Source organism: Flavobacterium flavigenum, from assembly GCF_027111255.2.
Taxonomy (GTDB): Bacteria; Bacteroidota; Bacteroidia; order Flavobacteriales; family Flavobacteriaceae; genus Flavobacterium; species Flavobacterium flavigenum.
On sequence record NZ_CP114285.2, the window covers coordinates 2370109 to 2386196 of the forward strand.

Annotated in this window: 16 protein-coding genes and 1 tRNA gene; 4 read left to right on the forward strand and 13 right to left on the reverse strand. The window is 35.8% G+C overall.

Going from position 1 to position 16088, the window contains the following annotated elements:
* Positions 1-253 precede the first annotated feature (253 nt).
* Complete coding sequence (locus OZP09_RS09685) at positions 254-1156, forward strand: energy transducer TonB (RefSeq protein ID WP_269237592.1); 903 nt, start codon at positions 254-256, stop codon at positions 1154-1156.
* A gap of 379 nt (positions 1157-1535) precedes the next feature.
* Here OZP09_RS09685 and OZP09_RS09690 read toward each other — a convergent pair whose 3' ends face one another.
* Complete coding sequence (locus tag OZP09_RS09690) at positions 1536-1931, reverse strand: ExbD/TolR family protein (RefSeq protein ID WP_269237593.1); 396 nt, start codon at positions 1929-1931, stop codon at positions 1536-1538.
* A 3-nt stretch (positions 1932-1934) separates the two neighbouring features.
* Complete coding sequence (locus tag OZP09_RS09695) at positions 1935-2630, reverse strand: MotA/TolQ/ExbB proton channel family protein (protein WP_269237594.1); 696 nt, start codon at positions 2628-2630, stop codon at positions 1935-1937.
* A 128-nt stretch (positions 2631-2758) separates the two neighbouring features.
* On the opposite strand from OZP09_RS09695, the gene OZP09_RS09700 reads away from it, so the two are divergent.
* Together OZP09_RS09700 and OZP09_RS09705 are read left to right on the forward strand one after the other, a co-directional pair.
* Positions 2759-3985, forward strand: a complete 1227-nt coding sequence (locus tag OZP09_RS09700; protein ID WP_269237595.1) for a bifunctional folylpolyglutamate synthase/dihydrofolate synthase — start codon at positions 2759-2761, stop codon at positions 3983-3985.
* A 180-nt stretch (positions 3986-4165) separates the two neighbouring features.
* Positions 4166-4243 (forward strand) — tRNA-Val (locus tag OZP09_RS09705).
* A gap of 217 nt (positions 4244-4460) precedes the next feature.
* Here OZP09_RS09705 and OZP09_RS09710 read toward each other — a convergent pair.
* The 4 genes from OZP09_RS09710 to OZP09_RS09725 all read right to left on the reverse strand — a co-directional run bounded on the left by OZP09_RS09710 (position 4461) and on the right by OZP09_RS09725 (position 8937).
* Positions 4461-5747 carry a hypothetical protein gene (locus OZP09_RS09710; protein WP_269237596.1) on the reverse strand — a complete coding sequence of 429 codons (1287 nt, stop codon included), beginning with the start codon at positions 5745-5747 and terminating at the stop codon, positions 4461-4463.
* A gap of 58 nt (positions 5748-5805) precedes the next feature.
* The gene (locus OZP09_RS09715) at positions 5806-6306 is read right to left on the reverse strand and encodes a hypothetical protein (protein ID WP_269237597.1); all 501 of its coding nucleotides are present in this window, start codon (positions 6304-6306) and stop codon (positions 5806-5808) included.
* A gap of 46 nt (positions 6307-6352) precedes the next feature.
* Positions 6353-7717, reverse strand: a complete 1365-nt coding sequence (locus OZP09_RS09720; protein ID WP_269237598.1) for a hypothetical protein — start codon at positions 7715-7717, stop codon at positions 6353-6355.
* A gap of 143 nt (positions 7718-7860) precedes the next feature.
* A complete protein-coding gene (locus OZP09_RS09725) occupies positions 7861-8937 on the reverse strand; it encodes a calcium:cation antiporter (RefSeq protein ID WP_281310683.1) in 1077 nt (358 codons plus the stop codon).
* Between the two features lie 146 nt (positions 8938-9083).
* Here OZP09_RS09725 and OZP09_RS09730 point away from each other — a divergent pair, with 146 nt between their 5' ends.
* Positions 9084-9485: a DoxX family protein gene (locus OZP09_RS09730; RefSeq protein WP_269237600.1), complete on the forward strand. Its 402-nt coding sequence runs from the start codon at positions 9084-9086 to the stop codon at positions 9483-9485.
* A gap of 99 nt (positions 9486-9584) precedes the next feature.
* Here OZP09_RS09730 and OZP09_RS09735 read toward each other — a convergent pair whose 3' ends face one another.
* From OZP09_RS09735 to OZP09_RS09765, 7 genes are all read right to left on the reverse strand, one after another.
* Positions 9585-9950, reverse strand: a complete 366-nt coding sequence (locus OZP09_RS09735) for a hypothetical protein (protein WP_269237601.1) — start codon at positions 9948-9950, stop codon at positions 9585-9587.
* Positions 9951-10072: 122 nt separating this feature from the next.
* A complete protein-coding gene (locus tag OZP09_RS09740; RefSeq protein WP_269237602.1) occupies positions 10073-10456 on the reverse strand; it encodes a hypothetical protein in 384 nt (127 codons plus the stop codon).
* Positions 10457-10465: 9 nt separating this feature from the next.
* The gene (locus OZP09_RS09745) at positions 10466-11005 is read right to left on the reverse strand and encodes a hypothetical protein (RefSeq protein ID WP_269237603.1); all 540 of its coding nucleotides are present in this window, start codon (positions 11003-11005) and stop codon (positions 10466-10468) included.
* A gap of 350 nt (positions 11006-11355) precedes the next feature.
* Positions 11356-12639, reverse strand: coding sequence for a bile acid:sodium symporter family protein (locus OZP09_RS09750; RefSeq protein WP_269237604.1), 1284 nt, complete (start codon positions 12637-12639; stop codon positions 11356-11358).
* A gap of 126 nt (positions 12640-12765) precedes the next feature.
* Positions 12766-13428 (reverse strand): aspartate/glutamate racemase family protein, encoded by a 663-nt coding sequence (locus tag OZP09_RS09755; RefSeq protein WP_269237605.1) that lies wholly within the window; start codon positions 13426-13428, stop codon positions 12766-12768.
* Positions 13425-14807 carry a four-carbon acid sugar kinase family protein gene (locus OZP09_RS09760; RefSeq protein ID WP_269237606.1) on the reverse strand — a complete coding sequence of 461 codons (1383 nt, stop codon included), beginning with the start codon at positions 14805-14807 and terminating at the stop codon, positions 13425-13427. The genes OZP09_RS09755 and OZP09_RS09760 overlap by 4 nt, the downstream gene beginning before the upstream one ends.
* Positions 14807-16048, reverse strand: a complete 1242-nt coding sequence (locus tag OZP09_RS09765) for a ribulose-bisphosphate carboxylase large subunit family protein (RefSeq protein ID WP_281310684.1) — start codon at positions 16046-16048, stop codon at positions 14807-14809. The genes OZP09_RS09760 and OZP09_RS09765 overlap by 1 nt, the downstream gene beginning before the upstream one ends.
* Between the last annotated feature and the right edge of the window lie 40 nt (positions 16049-16088).

The window sequence follows — 16088 nt, forward strand, 5'->3', positions numbered from 1 at the left end:
TTTATACTTTTCTCAAAACGAATCAGATAAATTTTATTTGATTCGTTTTTTGTTTCCCGCAGATTTGGCAGATTGAGCAGATTTAATCTTTTGATTCTACAAATATAAATCCCCTCTATCTGCCAAATCTGCGAGAGAAATAAATTTTATCTCTCTATTAAATTTTACGATCAAATTCCTCCCCTTAATTATAAACAATTTTTAGTACTTTTAGACGTTTTTATTAAATACAATTACAAAATTCAGAATCAAAATGACTTCTACGGATTCTTCAGATAAAAAGAAATCACTATTAATCTCTACTGCAATTTATGGTTTGCTGTTATTGCTGTTGTTTTTTATACGTTTCTGGCCACCTTATAATCCTGAAAATAATGCAGCACTGGCCGAAGGCGGTGGTGGCGGTGGTGTCACAGTGAATTTTGGTGACAGTGATTTGGGTTCTGGTGCTAACTATAAAAGTGAGGTTCTGGATGTAAAAAACAATGTAAAACAAGCACCTGCAAAAGCCACTCCTGAAGAAGAAGCCATCATTACTCAGGAAAACACAACCGCAGCTAACGATGTTGTCATTCCGACAAAAGAAAAGCCTAAAAAACCTGTTCCGGTAGAAAAACCCGTTACAAAACCTGTTCCTGAAAAACCTAAAGTATCGAATTCTACCAATGATGCCTTATCCAGCATTTTAAAAGGTTCAAACAAAGGCGGGGACGGCGATGATAAAGTAGCAGGAAACAAAGGAAAAGCAAACGGAAGCCTAAGTTCTGGCGGTTATTATGGAAGCGGTGGCTCCGGTGGAGGAACGGGCGGAGGCAACGGAACCGGAAATGGTATTGGCACAGGAAGCGGTTACGGTGCAGGAAGCGGAGGAGGTTCTGGCGGAGGATCGGGATATTCTTTAGGAAACCGAAAAGCATTATCAAAACCGGCACCAAAATATACTTGTGATGAGGCAGGAAAAGTAGTCGTTGAAGTTACGGTAGATCAAAGTGGAAGAACAATAAGTGCTACACCGGGAATAAAAGGAACAACCAACTTAGCCAGATGTTTATTAGATCAGGCGAAAATTGCTGCGATGAACACCAAATGGGATGCTGACAGTAATGCTCCTGCAAAACAAGTGGGTAAGATTATTTATAATTTTAGTTTGAATTAGAACACGGATTTCACGGATTAACACATAAAGAGGGCTTTTTGAAAATTTCAGAAAGCCCTTTATTTATTTTTTGTCATTTCGACGGAGGAGAAATCACACTCGTAGTTCGACAAAGTTTGGAGATTTACTTTGCGAAGTTTCTTCTGTCATTTCTCCTCCGTCGAAATGACAAGATTGTGAGTTTTTCCGAAGATTTTCGGATGTACTTTGCGGAGTTTCCTCGTTCCTCGTAATGACAAGATTGTGGTGTTTTCCCGCGTGAGGGATAGTAGCAAACTACCGAAGTAGTGCGAATAGCCCGACCGCAATAAAAAAATGGGCATATCAACGTTATGTTGATTGGCCCATTTTTATATTGTGGTCACGCCCAAATAATTCTTTACTTCGGACTCGTCGCAATTACAAATTTCAGATTGTTTCTCACTCCTATCTGTAGTACATCTACCAGATCCTGAACCTGCAGGTTAAACGGAATACGAACTACAACGGTTTGCTCCTTATTGTCTCCAATTTTAGACATCAGGCTGGTTTCTAATTCTTCAAAAGCAACAGGCTGCTTGTCGATATAGAATTTTTTATCCTCAGTAACCGATAAACTGATGAGCTGTTTATTGGTTTTTTCGTTTGATTTTGCTTTCGGCAGTGTCATTTTAATCACATTCGGATTTGCAAGCGTTGATATAATCAGGAAAAACAACAGCAGGAAAAACATAATATCACTTAACGACGATGTCGCCACCTCAGCATGAAATCTTCTTTTTCTCTTGATTGACATGGCTTATGCTCTTTGAATAATATTGACAAATTCTAATATTTGTTTCTGGATTTTCAGGGCAAAATCATCAATTTTACCATTCAGGATATGGTACCCACTATAAGCTATAATACCCACAATAAGTCCTGCCCCACTACTGATCATTTTTTCGTATAATCCACCGGAAATGTTTCCGATACTAATGTTTTCTGTTACCGAAATGCTGTAAAAAATCTTGATTACTCCCGAAATTGTCCCCACAAATCCGAGTGTTGGTGCAATACCGGCAATAAGACCAAGATGTCCTAAACGGCTTTCCATTTCGCCTATTTCAATATCGGCAGCACGATCCATATTGGATTCGATTTCCGCAATTGGACGACCGATTACCAAAACGCCTTCTTTTAAAATATTTCCGGATGCTGTATTGCTTCTTTCTACAATTGACCTTGCAAGTTCTATGTTTCCTGCATGCAGTTTATCTCCCACATCCTGCATTAAACGATTGTCTATTTTTGATGCTTTTGAAATGTATAAATAACGCTCTATGATAACGTAAATGGTGTAAAACAATAAAATTGCAATTGGAATCAGGAATACACCTCCTTTTAAAATAAATCCTAAAACTGAAATTTCGGTATTGGGTGCAACTTGTTCGATAACTACGTTAGATGCGGCGTTTGCGATGGTATCTGTTTGTAATTGAATGAAGCTAAACATATATTAATCCTGGTTTATAATAATTAATTCTAAAAAATATTTGAAATTTGCAATAAAGATAATTTTCACTCTACTATTAAACTAATAAAATCGAAAATTATTTCAATTAACCGCTATTTTATTCGAAAATGAACTATCAGGAAACTATAAATTGGATGTTTAACCAATTGCCCATGTATCAGCTTCAGGGAGCTTCGGCGTACAAAGAAGACTTAACCAATATCAGACTACTGGCGACACATTTGGGCAATCCGCAAAACAGGTTAAAATGCATTCACGTCGCGGGTACGAATGGTAAAGGTTCTACTTCGCACATGCTGTCTTCAGTTTTGCAGGAAGCAGGATATAAAGTTGGCTTGTACACTTCACCACATTTGAAAGATTTCAGGGAAAGGATCAAAATAAACGGAAAGGAAATCTCGGAAGATTTTGTTATTGAATTCATTGCAAAACATAAAGATTTCTTTGAAGCAAACGATATGAGTTTTTTCGAAATGACGGTTGGGCTGGCTTTTGACTATTTTGATTCTGAAAAAGTTGATATTGCCATTATCGAAGTTGGGCTGGGCGGAAGACTGGATGCTACAAACATCATTACACCTCTCGTTTCGGTAATTACCAATATTGGTTTAGATCATACCCAGTTTTTAGGAAATACGCTGGAAGCTATTGCGGGAGAAAAAGCCGGAATTATCAAACCGAATATTCCGGTTGTTATTGGCGAATATACTCCGGAAACACAGCCTGTTTTTTTAGCTAAAGCCGAAGAGAACAATGCGCCGATTTCTTTTGCATCCGATTTGATTGATCAGATTTATTTGTCTGACTTAATTGGTGATTATCAGTTTCACAATAAAAAGACGGTTCAGCAGACGATTGCAATTTTAAATAACCAAACTGATTTTAAAATTTCGACTGACCAATTAAAAGAAGGTTTATTACATGTTGTCAAAAACACCGGTTTGCAGGGAAGATGGCAGCAACTGGGTGAAAATCCAAAAATCATCTGTGACACGGCGCATAACAAGCATGGACTGACTGTTGTAATGAAGCAGCTTCAAAATGAAAAGTATGAGAAACTGTATATTGTTTTGGGTGTTGTGAATGATAAAGACTTAGATGCTATTCTCCCTTTATTTCCAAAAGAGGCGCAATATTATTTCTGCAGTCCAGATTCATCAAGAGGTTTACCTGCTGAAACCTTAAAAAATGCAGCTGAAAAATTTGGTTTAGAAGGCGAAAAATACGATTCGGTTGAGATCGCTTTCACGGAAGCAAAGAAAAATGCTGTTGAGAATGATTTTATCTACGCTGGCGGAAGCACTTTTGTAGTGGCAGAACTGCCTTTGAGTTAAAAACTGTTCTTTTCTGTCTAATAAGTTCCAGAAAACACTTTTAATAACAAATTCATAAACAAGGAGATAAAATCTATTTTCAAAAAAAGTTATATTTTTTAGTTGATTTTGTTTGCAGAACTCAAAAAGTACTGTATATTTGCACTCGCAATCACGAAATGATAGCAACCTAGTAAAATAGGGCGATTAGCTCAGCTGGTTCAGAGCACCTCGTTTACACCGAGGGGGTCGGGGGTTCGAACCCCTCATCGCCCACCAAGAAACTCCTTAAGAAATTAAGGAGTTTTTTTATGTTATTGCATACCGATTCGTACAATTCAATATCGGATCAAAACGGATCAAGACCAAAACCTGTGGAGCGATAAAATTTAAGCATAAATATTAGTTAGTCTAAAAACGAAGAATTTTATATTTCTTACTCCTCTAAATGCTTTAATTTTTGCATTAAAAGATTCTGCAGAAGCATTATCTCGATTTAGAATTTTATTTCTTTACATATATAACCTTGCTCTTCCATAAAATCTTTTGAAAAATTCATTAAAAAACTTCCTCTTAATTGCCAAAGTACTATTGTTCCATCCTTAAGAAAAATCCAGCGTGAAAAGCTTTTTTGTTCCGAGTCTCTATTTTCGGTTAATTCAAAGAAAATTGCATCCTTATACTGTGAGTCGTATTTGTTTTTATCAATTCCGTTTTTCTCTAAATCTCTTTTAAAGTTGTTCTTTGCTTTCTTACTTACAGATTTAGATTTAACCCAATGTATTTCTCCCAAACAAGTATCGCAGTTTAAAGTATACTTGTACACAGGATTATGCTTTAATAAATTTATTAAATAATCCTTTTTATAAATTATTGACCTTTTAGAACTTAATAATTCATTTACTCCTGAAATTGTATTAAATTGAATATTCTCTGAGATTTTTAAATCCCGTAAATACATTTCGAGACAAACACGACCATAATCTCCACCCCATTCAATTGAGGACATATCCATAATTTCGGCTTTAGTGATTTCAAATTCCTTTTTTAAGACCCTGAAAGTTCTTGGAAATTTATTTCTCGCCTCTAAATAATTGATTTTATCACCAAGAAAAGCTCTATAAATTCCTGCAATAAATGCATTGTTAAAGTTCCCCCCATTTAGCCGTTCTTTGTTAGTTGGAATTTTATCTGGCAGTATTTCGGCAATTAACTCAGAAATTTTCGAGTCATAGACTTTTCTGTTCCGTATGTTCCATGGTAACATATAAGGATATTGTCCAATTGTATATGCTGATAGTGTATCCTTTTCCTTTATTACACTAATGATAATCAATGGATAATCATCTGTTCCTTTTGCCCCCTCAAGAGATGATGCTGCCAGATTTGCTTTTTTATAGTCTTTGATTGTATTGATTGCAATAGAATCTATTTCTTTTAAAGTCTTTTCCCTCTTAGTATATTCTTTCCAAAGATTTTCTGCATTTTTAATCAACCACAAAGAATCACGACCAAAAGAAAGCAAAGGTTTTTGAAAAGAAGTCGAATCATTTGTCTTTCGAATCAATTCAACTATTTCACAAACTAATACAGGATCAATCTTTTTGATTATTGAATCCGTTCTCCCTAAAGGTGTTAGAGAAAAATTTTGCTTATTAATTTGAAAGTTATTTTCGAAGTGTGACCAACCAAAATGAAGATCTTGAATAATTATCTTGTCCCAATCACTTACTATACAATTAATTTTTTTAATGGTATTCAAACGCTGTCCAAAACTAAACATTGCACAAAACATTAAATAAACAAGCAATTTTATCCTCATGTTTTTTTTTAAATTCTATTTAATTTCCCAACAATATATTCTTCCATAATTTAAGATGATCAACTTCAAACATTAATTTCCTGCCAGCTTCATTTTCAACCGTAAATTCTCCACCCTTGTTTTTTAAGGATGGATAGAAAACCATTGTATGTAATTCGGATTTTTCCCAAATAAACTCTTGCCCCTGATGTGTCTTAAATATTAATCTCTTATCAGTTAAGCATAATTTCCCCGAAACTATATCACCCCCTATTAAGTGGTTTGCAGGTGCTTCTATAATAAAACTTTCAAAGTCCTCTATTTTTATCGTAATCCTTTCCAAAATCTTTATTGATTTTGTAAATCTTGTATACATGACACCATTTATAATTAATGCAAAAAGTGCTATAGGTGTCGAAATCCCAAGAATATTTTTCAAGGGCATATTCCCATTAAAATATCCTATACAAAAACAAAGTATAAAAATAGCAATTCCGTAAAATAATCCATTACCAATAATTTTTATTACTATTTTCATCATGAGAGACTTCTTGTTTATTTTTTGTTAGTCTGATTTCATACCCAAATTAATCCCCGCCACAACCTCCGCAAGAACTACCACACGAACTGCCGCAGGAGCTCCCACATGAAGTCCCACAGGATGATCCTCCATCAGAGCCTGAATTTCTGTCCACATACCCTGTTAACGGAACAAAAGAACTCGCTAATATTATATTGCCGTAAAGAAAATAATTCCATTGCCAGTCTTTTTCTGCCTGAGTATTTATTTTATCCTCTTTGAAAGATTGCGGAATTGTGTTGGTAAACAGGTAATTTATTATTTTATTTAAATAAAAATTGGAGATTATTAAGACAGCAAAAAGTACAAAAACGAGAAAAGTTACTGGCTTATCCATTGAAATTCCGGAAATAAGTCTGCTAAAACCAATACTTAAAACGAATCCAATAATAAGCATCGCAATTTGTATGACCTTACTAAATTGTTTAGAATTAGTCATTTTTTGTCTGATTCTGACTACTGCTTTTTCAATTTGTTCAAATATTGGTTTTTGTGCTATTATTTTAAACAATTGAGGATAATACATTGGTTCGTATTCTTTCATGATCTCAATAACACAATTTTCGTATTTATCATCGGTTAAATTTTCATCAATTAGATTTAATCTGTTATTTCCTAAAACCTCAATTTTTTTATTCATGATTAAATTATTTACAACGCCATGAATAACAAATTGCAACTTATTATTTTGAAGAAAAACAAGTTCAAAAGGGGTAAGATTTACTAAAATTGGATTCGATTTTATATTCTCATAAAATGAATCGAAAGCTGTTTTTACAAAACGCATTAAGAAACCAATTACCAACACAAACAATAAAGTATAAAAGATCAAAAAATCAGGATTCCCGATTTGTATTAAAACAGGTTTGACAAAGTAATAAACCGGAAAAACAAGAATTACGAATAATCCTAAAAACACCTTTTTAAGTGTGCCAATTTCAATTCTGGCTTCGTCCAGATTAAAAGAGTCGAGTTCATTTGAATATCCCCAGATTTCTTTTGGCTGCTTTCCGAAATTCCCTTCATACAATTCCTTTGTTCTTTCTTCAGCCTTATGGAATTTTTCTGCCTCTGATCGGTTATGAGTTGACGGAATATGTTCAATTCTTTTAGACAAAAGAGAACAGAAATCAGAATAGGAAGTGGTAAAAATTAAGTGCTGGTGCCAGACAATATCTACAATTTCTGATGGCGAAACCATTTCATTGGCAACAGCGGCGAGATACATGAATTTTTTATATTCAATAATGGCTTTTTTCGCAAAATAAATTGTCCATTTATTTTCAAATGCGAGTCTAGTCAAAAACCCATATTCGTCGTTGGGATTATCTAATTCAAACTTTAAAACTTCTTCCCAAAGTATTGCATTCATCAATATTATGTATTTTTCTATCTGCTAATATATAATTAATTTTACTACAAAAATAAATTACTTATTGCATAGAAATTCAAATGATTTGCGTTGCAAAATTCATTAAACAATACTTTAAAAAAAGACTTTCTAATTTTCTATCATCACGGATATATCATCAAAAATATAAAAGCAAATAAATTTACCAGAAGTACTACTCCATAAACAATATTCGACTTTCCTTTACTCAATGACAACATTACAGTAAATACCGACAATGCCAGCAAAACAATAGATTTGATATCAAGCCCGAGAATAATTGGCATATCCATCATAATGCAAACTGCTGCTACACTTGGAATTGTTAATCCTATACTGGCTAAAGCAGAGCCCAAAGCTAAGTTTAAACTCGTTTGCAGCCTGTTTTTTCTTGCTGCTATAATTGCTGCAATTGCCTCGGGAAGCAAAATTATGGCGGCAATAACAACTCCTACCAATGCTTTTGGCAGGCTATAGCTCACAATAATACTTTCAATTGTAGGGGATAATGTTTTTGCTAATAACACCACGATCCCTAAGCTTACTAAAAGAAAAACAAGACTTATGTAAAACGTTTTGTTATTGATTACCACTGGCTCAGCTATGTTTTCATTTTCATCATCTCCAATAGTCAGGAAATACTGCCTGTATCTTGTCGTTTGCGCAAATAAAAAAGACCCATAAATAACCAGGCAGGCCACCGATGCAAAAACAAGCTGCGGCACGGAATAATAAGATCCATGAACACTTTCTGTAAATGTTGGAAAAACTAATGTAAATACAATAATAGATACCAGCGAAACCAAACCAATGGTTACAGAAGAGGTTGAAAAATTTTGTTCATAATGCTTAAGACCGCCAATAAGAAGGCATAATCCAATGATCCCGTTAAGAATGAGCATTGTCGCGGCATAGACAGTATCTCTTGCGAGAGAAGCCGCTTCCGATCCTTCAGACAACATTAAAGAAACAATAATGGATACTTCAATAACTGTTATGGAAATGGCTAAAATAATAGTTCCATAAGGCTCTCCCACTCTTTCCGCTATTATTTCAGAATGATGTACTGCAGACATAACACTAAGAATAAGCAAAATACTTGCTACAATTTGAAAAAAGCTGCTTCCGTCAACAAGTCCGCTAAAAAAAAGAATCCACGCTAATATTGGAATGATGGTTGTCCACTGAAGTAATTGTTTCATTTCGTATGTTTTTAATATTCAATTGTATTATCTAATCCCATTTTTTATTTTCCCCAAGATAAAACTTTTATTTTTAAATCATGCTGTCATCATAAGGACAAATTCGATATATTTGATTCTATTAACAATCTAATGAGTAAAAAAATATGAGAAAAAACAACGATTTAGGATTATTGATACTCCGTATCACAGTTAGTGTTTTAATGTTCCTTCATGGTATCTCGAAATTTGGCGGAAGTTTAGAATTCATTAAATCGATGCTTGCTGAAAAAGGCATTCCTGATTTTATTGCATATGGTGTATTGGTAGGAGAAATACTGGCGCCTATTGCTATTTTAATTGGTTTCAGAACCAGAATTGCAGCTGCAATATATGCTTTCAATTGTTTGGTTGCCATTTTGATCGCCCACAGTTCTGAAATATTTTCTATGGGAGAACACGGAGGATGGGCTTTAGAATTACTTGGCCTGTATTTATTTGGTGCCCTGACTTTATTCTTTACAGGAGCCGGTAACATTGCGGTTTCAAAAAGCAGTCAATGGGATTAATACTATTACTTAAAATAATATTTTATAAAGTGCATAAATTACAAAACCTCCTAAGTCATTGATTTAGGAGGTTTTATTTTAAGATTTACATTTCGTTCTTTAGATCTTATCGAGCGTTATTTTCATTTCTTTATTTTCTAATATGAGCTTATCGCCTGTAATTGTGCTTTCACATGGATAAGGTGTTCCCGTTTCATCTTTGATAACCAGGCTCTTTCCTCCTTTTGTTAAAGCATAAGTCCCGTCTGTTATTTCCCTCTGTAAAAAACCTGTCACGTGACCATCCTTTGTGAAGGTTAACTTTCCATTAGCCAGAATTTCAGTTTTTGCAGAATCCGAGAGTGGCATCTTTGCTTCTACTGCGGTAATTTTCCAGGAGTTCACCAGTTTATTACGCCCGTTACATGAAACCATTAATACGGTTAATAATACAATACCATAAATAAATAGGTTAGATTTTTTCATGATTTTAGATTTATAGGTTAAACAGCAAACAAGTTACAAAAAAAACAAATCCAAAATATTTAAAATCAACTATTTACAATAAAAACAATAAGCAAGATCTTTTTTTAAAGAACAACTAAGCTTTAATTAAACTTAAAAATATCTTCATACTTCAGATAATTTTTTCTGCTTATCACATATAAGGGAGTTCCATTTTCATCCCTGATGAGACCTACACTTTCATCATCTGATTTAGGGAAATTAATCTGGTATCTTCTTCCGTCAGACAATTGGATTCCGTAAGTTGAAACTGAGTTTTCAATTTGTACAGAATTCTGACTGTACTCAAATTTTTCTTTTTTGCCGGAACTTTTCCTAACCGTAAAATCTTTTGCATTAAAGAACAATTCAAATTTTTCACCTTTGGCATCTGTTGCTTTCCAGGAACCGCGATAGGTGTCTGAACCACTGCATGCTGTTAAAATCAGGGCTAAAATTCCAAACAGGGCAATACTAATTTTTTTCATCGAATTTGTTTAATTATCCAGGTTTAAGGACTGTATACTTTTTATTCTTATTCCAAAAAAGCAATCATCCATGCATCCTTTTGGCACATACCCACAAGTAGAAATCAGTCCATTATTTTTTGATTCAAAATATACTGCAACATCTTTCTGTTTAACAAGCCATTCCTTTTCTGCCTTGTTATAGATTTGGTCTAATGTCAAAGCCTCTGCAGCACCTGAATTTTCATGACTGTTTATTTGATTTTCTTCTTCAGTCCATTCTAATGGGATAGTATCCGGAATATTTCCAGTATTTCCGATATATTTAAAATGGCGCCGGATTACTTTTCCGTTTGATACAGTTATTGTAGTTTCCCAGCTATAATCCAGAAAAACACTACCTTCCGCGACTATATACTTATAGGAGTTATTTGACGATGCTTTGAAATCCAGCCAGGTTTTTTGGCTTTTTTGGAAATCATTCTGATAGTTCAATTCATCTTCTGATGAGCAGGAAAATAGTAAACAGCTAATTAGTATTAGTGCAATAGAGTAAATTTTGGTTTTCATAATTGTGAGGTTATGGTTCACATAGATAGATGGTAATCAAAGTATTTAGTTGCGTTATTTTTGCAAATTATCTGTTAAAAACTTACAAAGCATAATATTTAGAAATAACAATAACAACACTCAACTCTATATCTACATCCAGAAGATGTTTTTATTTTATTAAAATTATAAATTTTATTTCAACCCAAATTTTCTCCTGAAAACCAATCTGCATAAGGGATGGAAATGGCATCCTTTTGTTTCCTTCTTTAGGAAACAAAAGATATAATGTACAGCCCGACCCTTGTGGTTATGCCCAAATTATAAAAATGAATTTAAAAAACGCCATCTCAAATAGCGCTTTTGATTTTCTAATGTGTATCTGGAGTAGTTTCATCTTCGGGATTGCCTATTTTTCGCCAGTAGTTAGCCAATAGCGAGCCGGAAACATTCATCCAGGGACTGAATACTGCTGACGCCAGGCCAACTGTTGCTAATTTGCCCATGGAGCCGGCAAGTCCGGATGCCATTCCGCCGTTTTGAAGACCGACTTCGAAAGCGATTGTCTGGCTGCTTTTTTTGTCGAGACCGCTTAATCTGCTGAGCCAATACCCGAAAAAGTAACCCGCTCCATTGTGCAGAACTGAAGCAAGGAAAAGCAAAAATCCAATCTGAATAAGATTATCCCTTCCTGCAGCAGTCGTTACCAACGTAAAATAGATGATTCCAAACATTGAAAAATACGGCATAATTGCATCAATTTTTGGATATATCTTGTACAATAAATGATACAATACTCCCACGATAAAAGCACCGCAGCTGAAGTTTACGATTTCTAAAATATGAGCTAGTCGTGTGTCTTCGACTACAGCAAATGAACCCTGAAGGAAGATAACAGCAACCAGCCAAATCGCCGAAATTATAGTTAAAACATAGATCCTCCTTTTTGCGACGGCTCCATAGTTTTTCAGGATATCGTGAATCATGGCTGCTGCCAAAGGAATAAGCACAATTTTGATAATTTCCATCATCATATTGAAAAAATGTACTTCTACTAAAGTCCCTGCAAATATTTTCATCAAAAACGGTGTCATGATTGGTGCTGCCAAAGTGGACATTGCTGTTACGGTTACAGACAAAACAAGATTTCCCTTGGCAATATACGTCATCACGTTCGAAGCTAATCCGCTGCTGCACGAACCTATCAGTATAATTCCTGCAGCGATTTCAGGTTCAAATCCAAATGTTTTGGCAATTATAAAACCCATAACCGGCATGATTGTAAAATGACCAAGTAAGCCAATTAAAACTCCTTTGCCTGATTTTCGGATACCGGTAAAATCCTCGATGCTCATTTGCGTTCCCATTCCGAACATCACCAGCTGAATGATAATCAGAATGAGCCATTTGTTTCGCATATCGAAACTGCCTACATGCAGGAAAAAATCGGGATAAATCAATCCGGCGCAGACTGCAGTAATAATCCAGAAAGTATATTGGTAACCGCTTATTATTTTCACATGTCCTGCTCCAATAGCAATACTTGAAAAACCTAAAATCAATCCGATTTTCCATAGCATATCAATTTGCTGAAACCATCCGAAACCAGCTGTAATAAAAAATATTGGAGCAAGCCAAAGAAAATATTTACGCATACAAATGAGTATTAAAACATATTATTATTCATTTTTCAAACCATATAAGTTATATAAGTAAATATAAGTGTTGCCTTTTTGCCTAGTGTAAATGTCCTTATATAATTTAATATGATGATTTTTTTGTTAGAAATAAAGCTCTGCCAGTTTTTTCATAGCAATAGCGGGACTTGCTAAAATTGGCACGAGTTTTTCGTCGGCACTTAAGCCGTCCACTACTCTCGCCATTGAGGCCTGCGCCAAAACGATTACATCTACTTCTTTCATTAATTCTTTCAGGGCTTTGGCTACCATTTCGTCATGCTTTGGAGCATCTCCGCTCATTAAAGCTTCAAAAGCACCTTCGCATAATTTAGATGAAATCGTTACATTTTTGCCTGCCAATTCGGCTCTTCTTCTCACCAGGTCGCTGGTTGGTTCAAGTGTTGTTGGTAAAGTGGCAATCACACCAATTTTATTGCTGATCTGTACCGCTTCATCTGCCATTGCCTGATCTACGCGAATCACCGGAACGGTACTCAAAGTCGCAGCGGTTTCAATCGCTACACCAATCGATGAGCAGGTTACTAAAATTACATCAGCACCGGCAGATTCTGCAAGCTTAACGTGACTCACCACCCTTGCAGCCGTATTGGGCATTAATTTTCCTTTTTTAATTACATCTTTTATCAGACTATCATCGACGATATTAAACGTTTCCGCCCCATTTAAAAATTCATTGCTTAACTGCTGAAACAACGGAACCAATGTTGCCGATGTATGTACAAAACCTAACGTTTTTGCGCTCATAATTTTTCTCCTTTTAATACTTTTATAAAATAATCGGCGGTACCTACTTGTCCACCTTTAAAATTCATTTCTATTCCATTAACCCATTCATTGTCTGAAACTGCCTTGCAAAGCGGTGCTCCCGGAGCAATTGGCGCAATCATTTCTAATGCCAGAATATCCAGTTCGGATGCTGCGTAACTTGATGTATCGCCACCTGCAAAAAGGATTCTCTTTAGCGGAACTTTTTTTAGTACTTCATTCGTTATCTGCCCCAGAACACTTCCGTAAATTGTACTGCACTGCTTCTGAATATCATTTTCTGTAATTCCTTTCGACTTAAAATAGGATTCGGTTTCAGCAATCCGCGGATCGTCTGAACCGGTACTGGTATGCAGAATTGTACTTTTTCCGTTATTGAAATTGACAATAATCCGGGCTACACAGTTTGCTATAATTTCATTTTGATATTCGCCATCAACTGCTTTGCTTTCTAATGGAATTTCGAGAAACCCATTTTCCAATGCATATTCAATTTGCCTGGAAGTAACCGGAGAGCAGCTTCCGGATAAAACCAATAAAGGCGATACTTCTCCCGCTGGCTCAAACTCAATTTCGGTTCCTATCACATTATTATTTTTCCAGTCTAATCCCAATGCCATTTCAATTCCTGATGAACCTACTGAGAACAATGTTTTTTGAGTTGCCAATTGATTAAAAACACTTCCAATGGTTTTGAGGTTTCCTAAATTGAAACCGTCAAAAAATAATATTTCCGATTCATTATTTACTACTTCTTCTAAAACTGCCGAAGTACCTTTTTCAATGGTCGTCAGATTCACAAGACTAATTGATTTTTGCGTTTGTTTTGCAAGATGTAAAGTCAAATCGCCTTCCAAAGCTGGTGTCACGGGATGTTTGCTCATTGAAGGATGTCGGTCGATACGGTAAATTTCACCATTTCCGATAGTTCCCATTCGGGCAAAAAGATTTCCGAATACGCAAAAACGTCCTAAATGCGGTGCAGATGGCGAAACTAAAACCGTTTTTTGATTAAAAACTTCGCTTCCGATTTCGATTGCTTTTCCGATGTTGCCTACGTGTGGTGCAGAATCGAAAGTGGAACAGACTTTATAATGAAAATGATTGGGGGCAAAAATTTTCAGATTTTCAAAAGCAGTATAAAGTTCTGTTCCCATTTCCGATGGTGACATCGACCTGCTCTTTCCGGCCAGACCAATAGCCTGAATTCCGGGAAAACGGTCTAAATCTTTTTGATTCGGTTTTCGCAGAAAGAGTACTGTTTTTACTCCGGCCAGCGTCAGAAATTCCAGGGCGTCAGTCGAGCCTGTAAAATCGTCGCCATAATAAGCCAATAGCAATTTTTCTTTCTGGCTCATTATTTAGAAAATTTCTTTACCGATTCTGCAAATTCAGGATATTTTATTGCCGTTTCTTCTACAGACAACCCATCAACAGCTCCTGTCCATGCTTGCTGCAAGGCATTTACTCCTGCTTTTGGTCCCATTGGATGTGCCAAAATTCCACCACCTGCCATATATAGCAAATCGGTAGTTTTAGTTCTTCTGTAGGTTTCTACAGCCTGTCCGCCCCATTGTCCGGAAGAGACTACTGGTAATATTTCGTATCCGCCTAAAAAAGGTTTTAAACAGGATTTTATTGAAGTCACTACTGAATCATCGGATTCCCAAAACTTATTCTGGATTCCGTTAACGTGAAGTTGATCTACTCCTGCCAGACGCTGAATTTTTTGGTAGGCCGGAAATTCAATTCCCAACATCGGGTGTCTGTTCAGCATTCCCCATCCGTTTCTGTGACCGTGGATAACGAGTTCGCGCCTATCACAGATTTTTTTTGTTCCTGCCAGGCCAACACTATTAATGCTAATCATGGCACAGCTTCCTTCTTCTTTTTTAATTAAATCGTATTTTCTTTGCATTGCATCAATTTCATCACTGATATTGAAGGCATACATTACTTTTTTACCTGTTTTTTGTTCGTTGTCACGAATCACTTTCATAATCGCTTTTACACGGTCATCAAAAAAGGAATTCGCTGCTGATCCCATCAATTCATCGTCTTTGATGAAATCGATTCCCGCTTCGATCAGGGTTTTTACCAAAGATGCCGTTTCCTCAACACTCATCCCGATACTTGGTTTTATAATTGTACCAATCATTGGTCTGTCCCCCACTCCACAGGATGATTTTGAACCTTTAATTCCGAATTTTGGTCCGCGATAATGAGCTGCGAACGAATCCGGCACTTCAAAATCCATTAGTTTCAAACCCGTAAATTGTGTGATTTCGTATAGATTTCCCTGCAAAGTACTGATCAGGACAGGAAGGTTATAACCGAAGTTCTCAATCGACCAGCTTACTGTTACTCTTGCTTTCTGGTATTTTTTCCCTGGAATGCTGCCTCCCGGAATTGACGGTTCGTCTGCCAGATCCAACAATTGAATATCCTCAACACACGCTGCAAAGCGTTTTTTCAATTCTTCGGTTTCACCCGGAACCGAGACAAATGTGCCCGATGACTGCTCACCTGCTAAAACTGCTGCCGCCTGTTCAACTTCATAAGGGGTTTCAATAAGATACTCCGCAAAAACTCTTTCCATTGTTCTTCATTTTTTAAAGAAATTCTAAATAAATGAATTT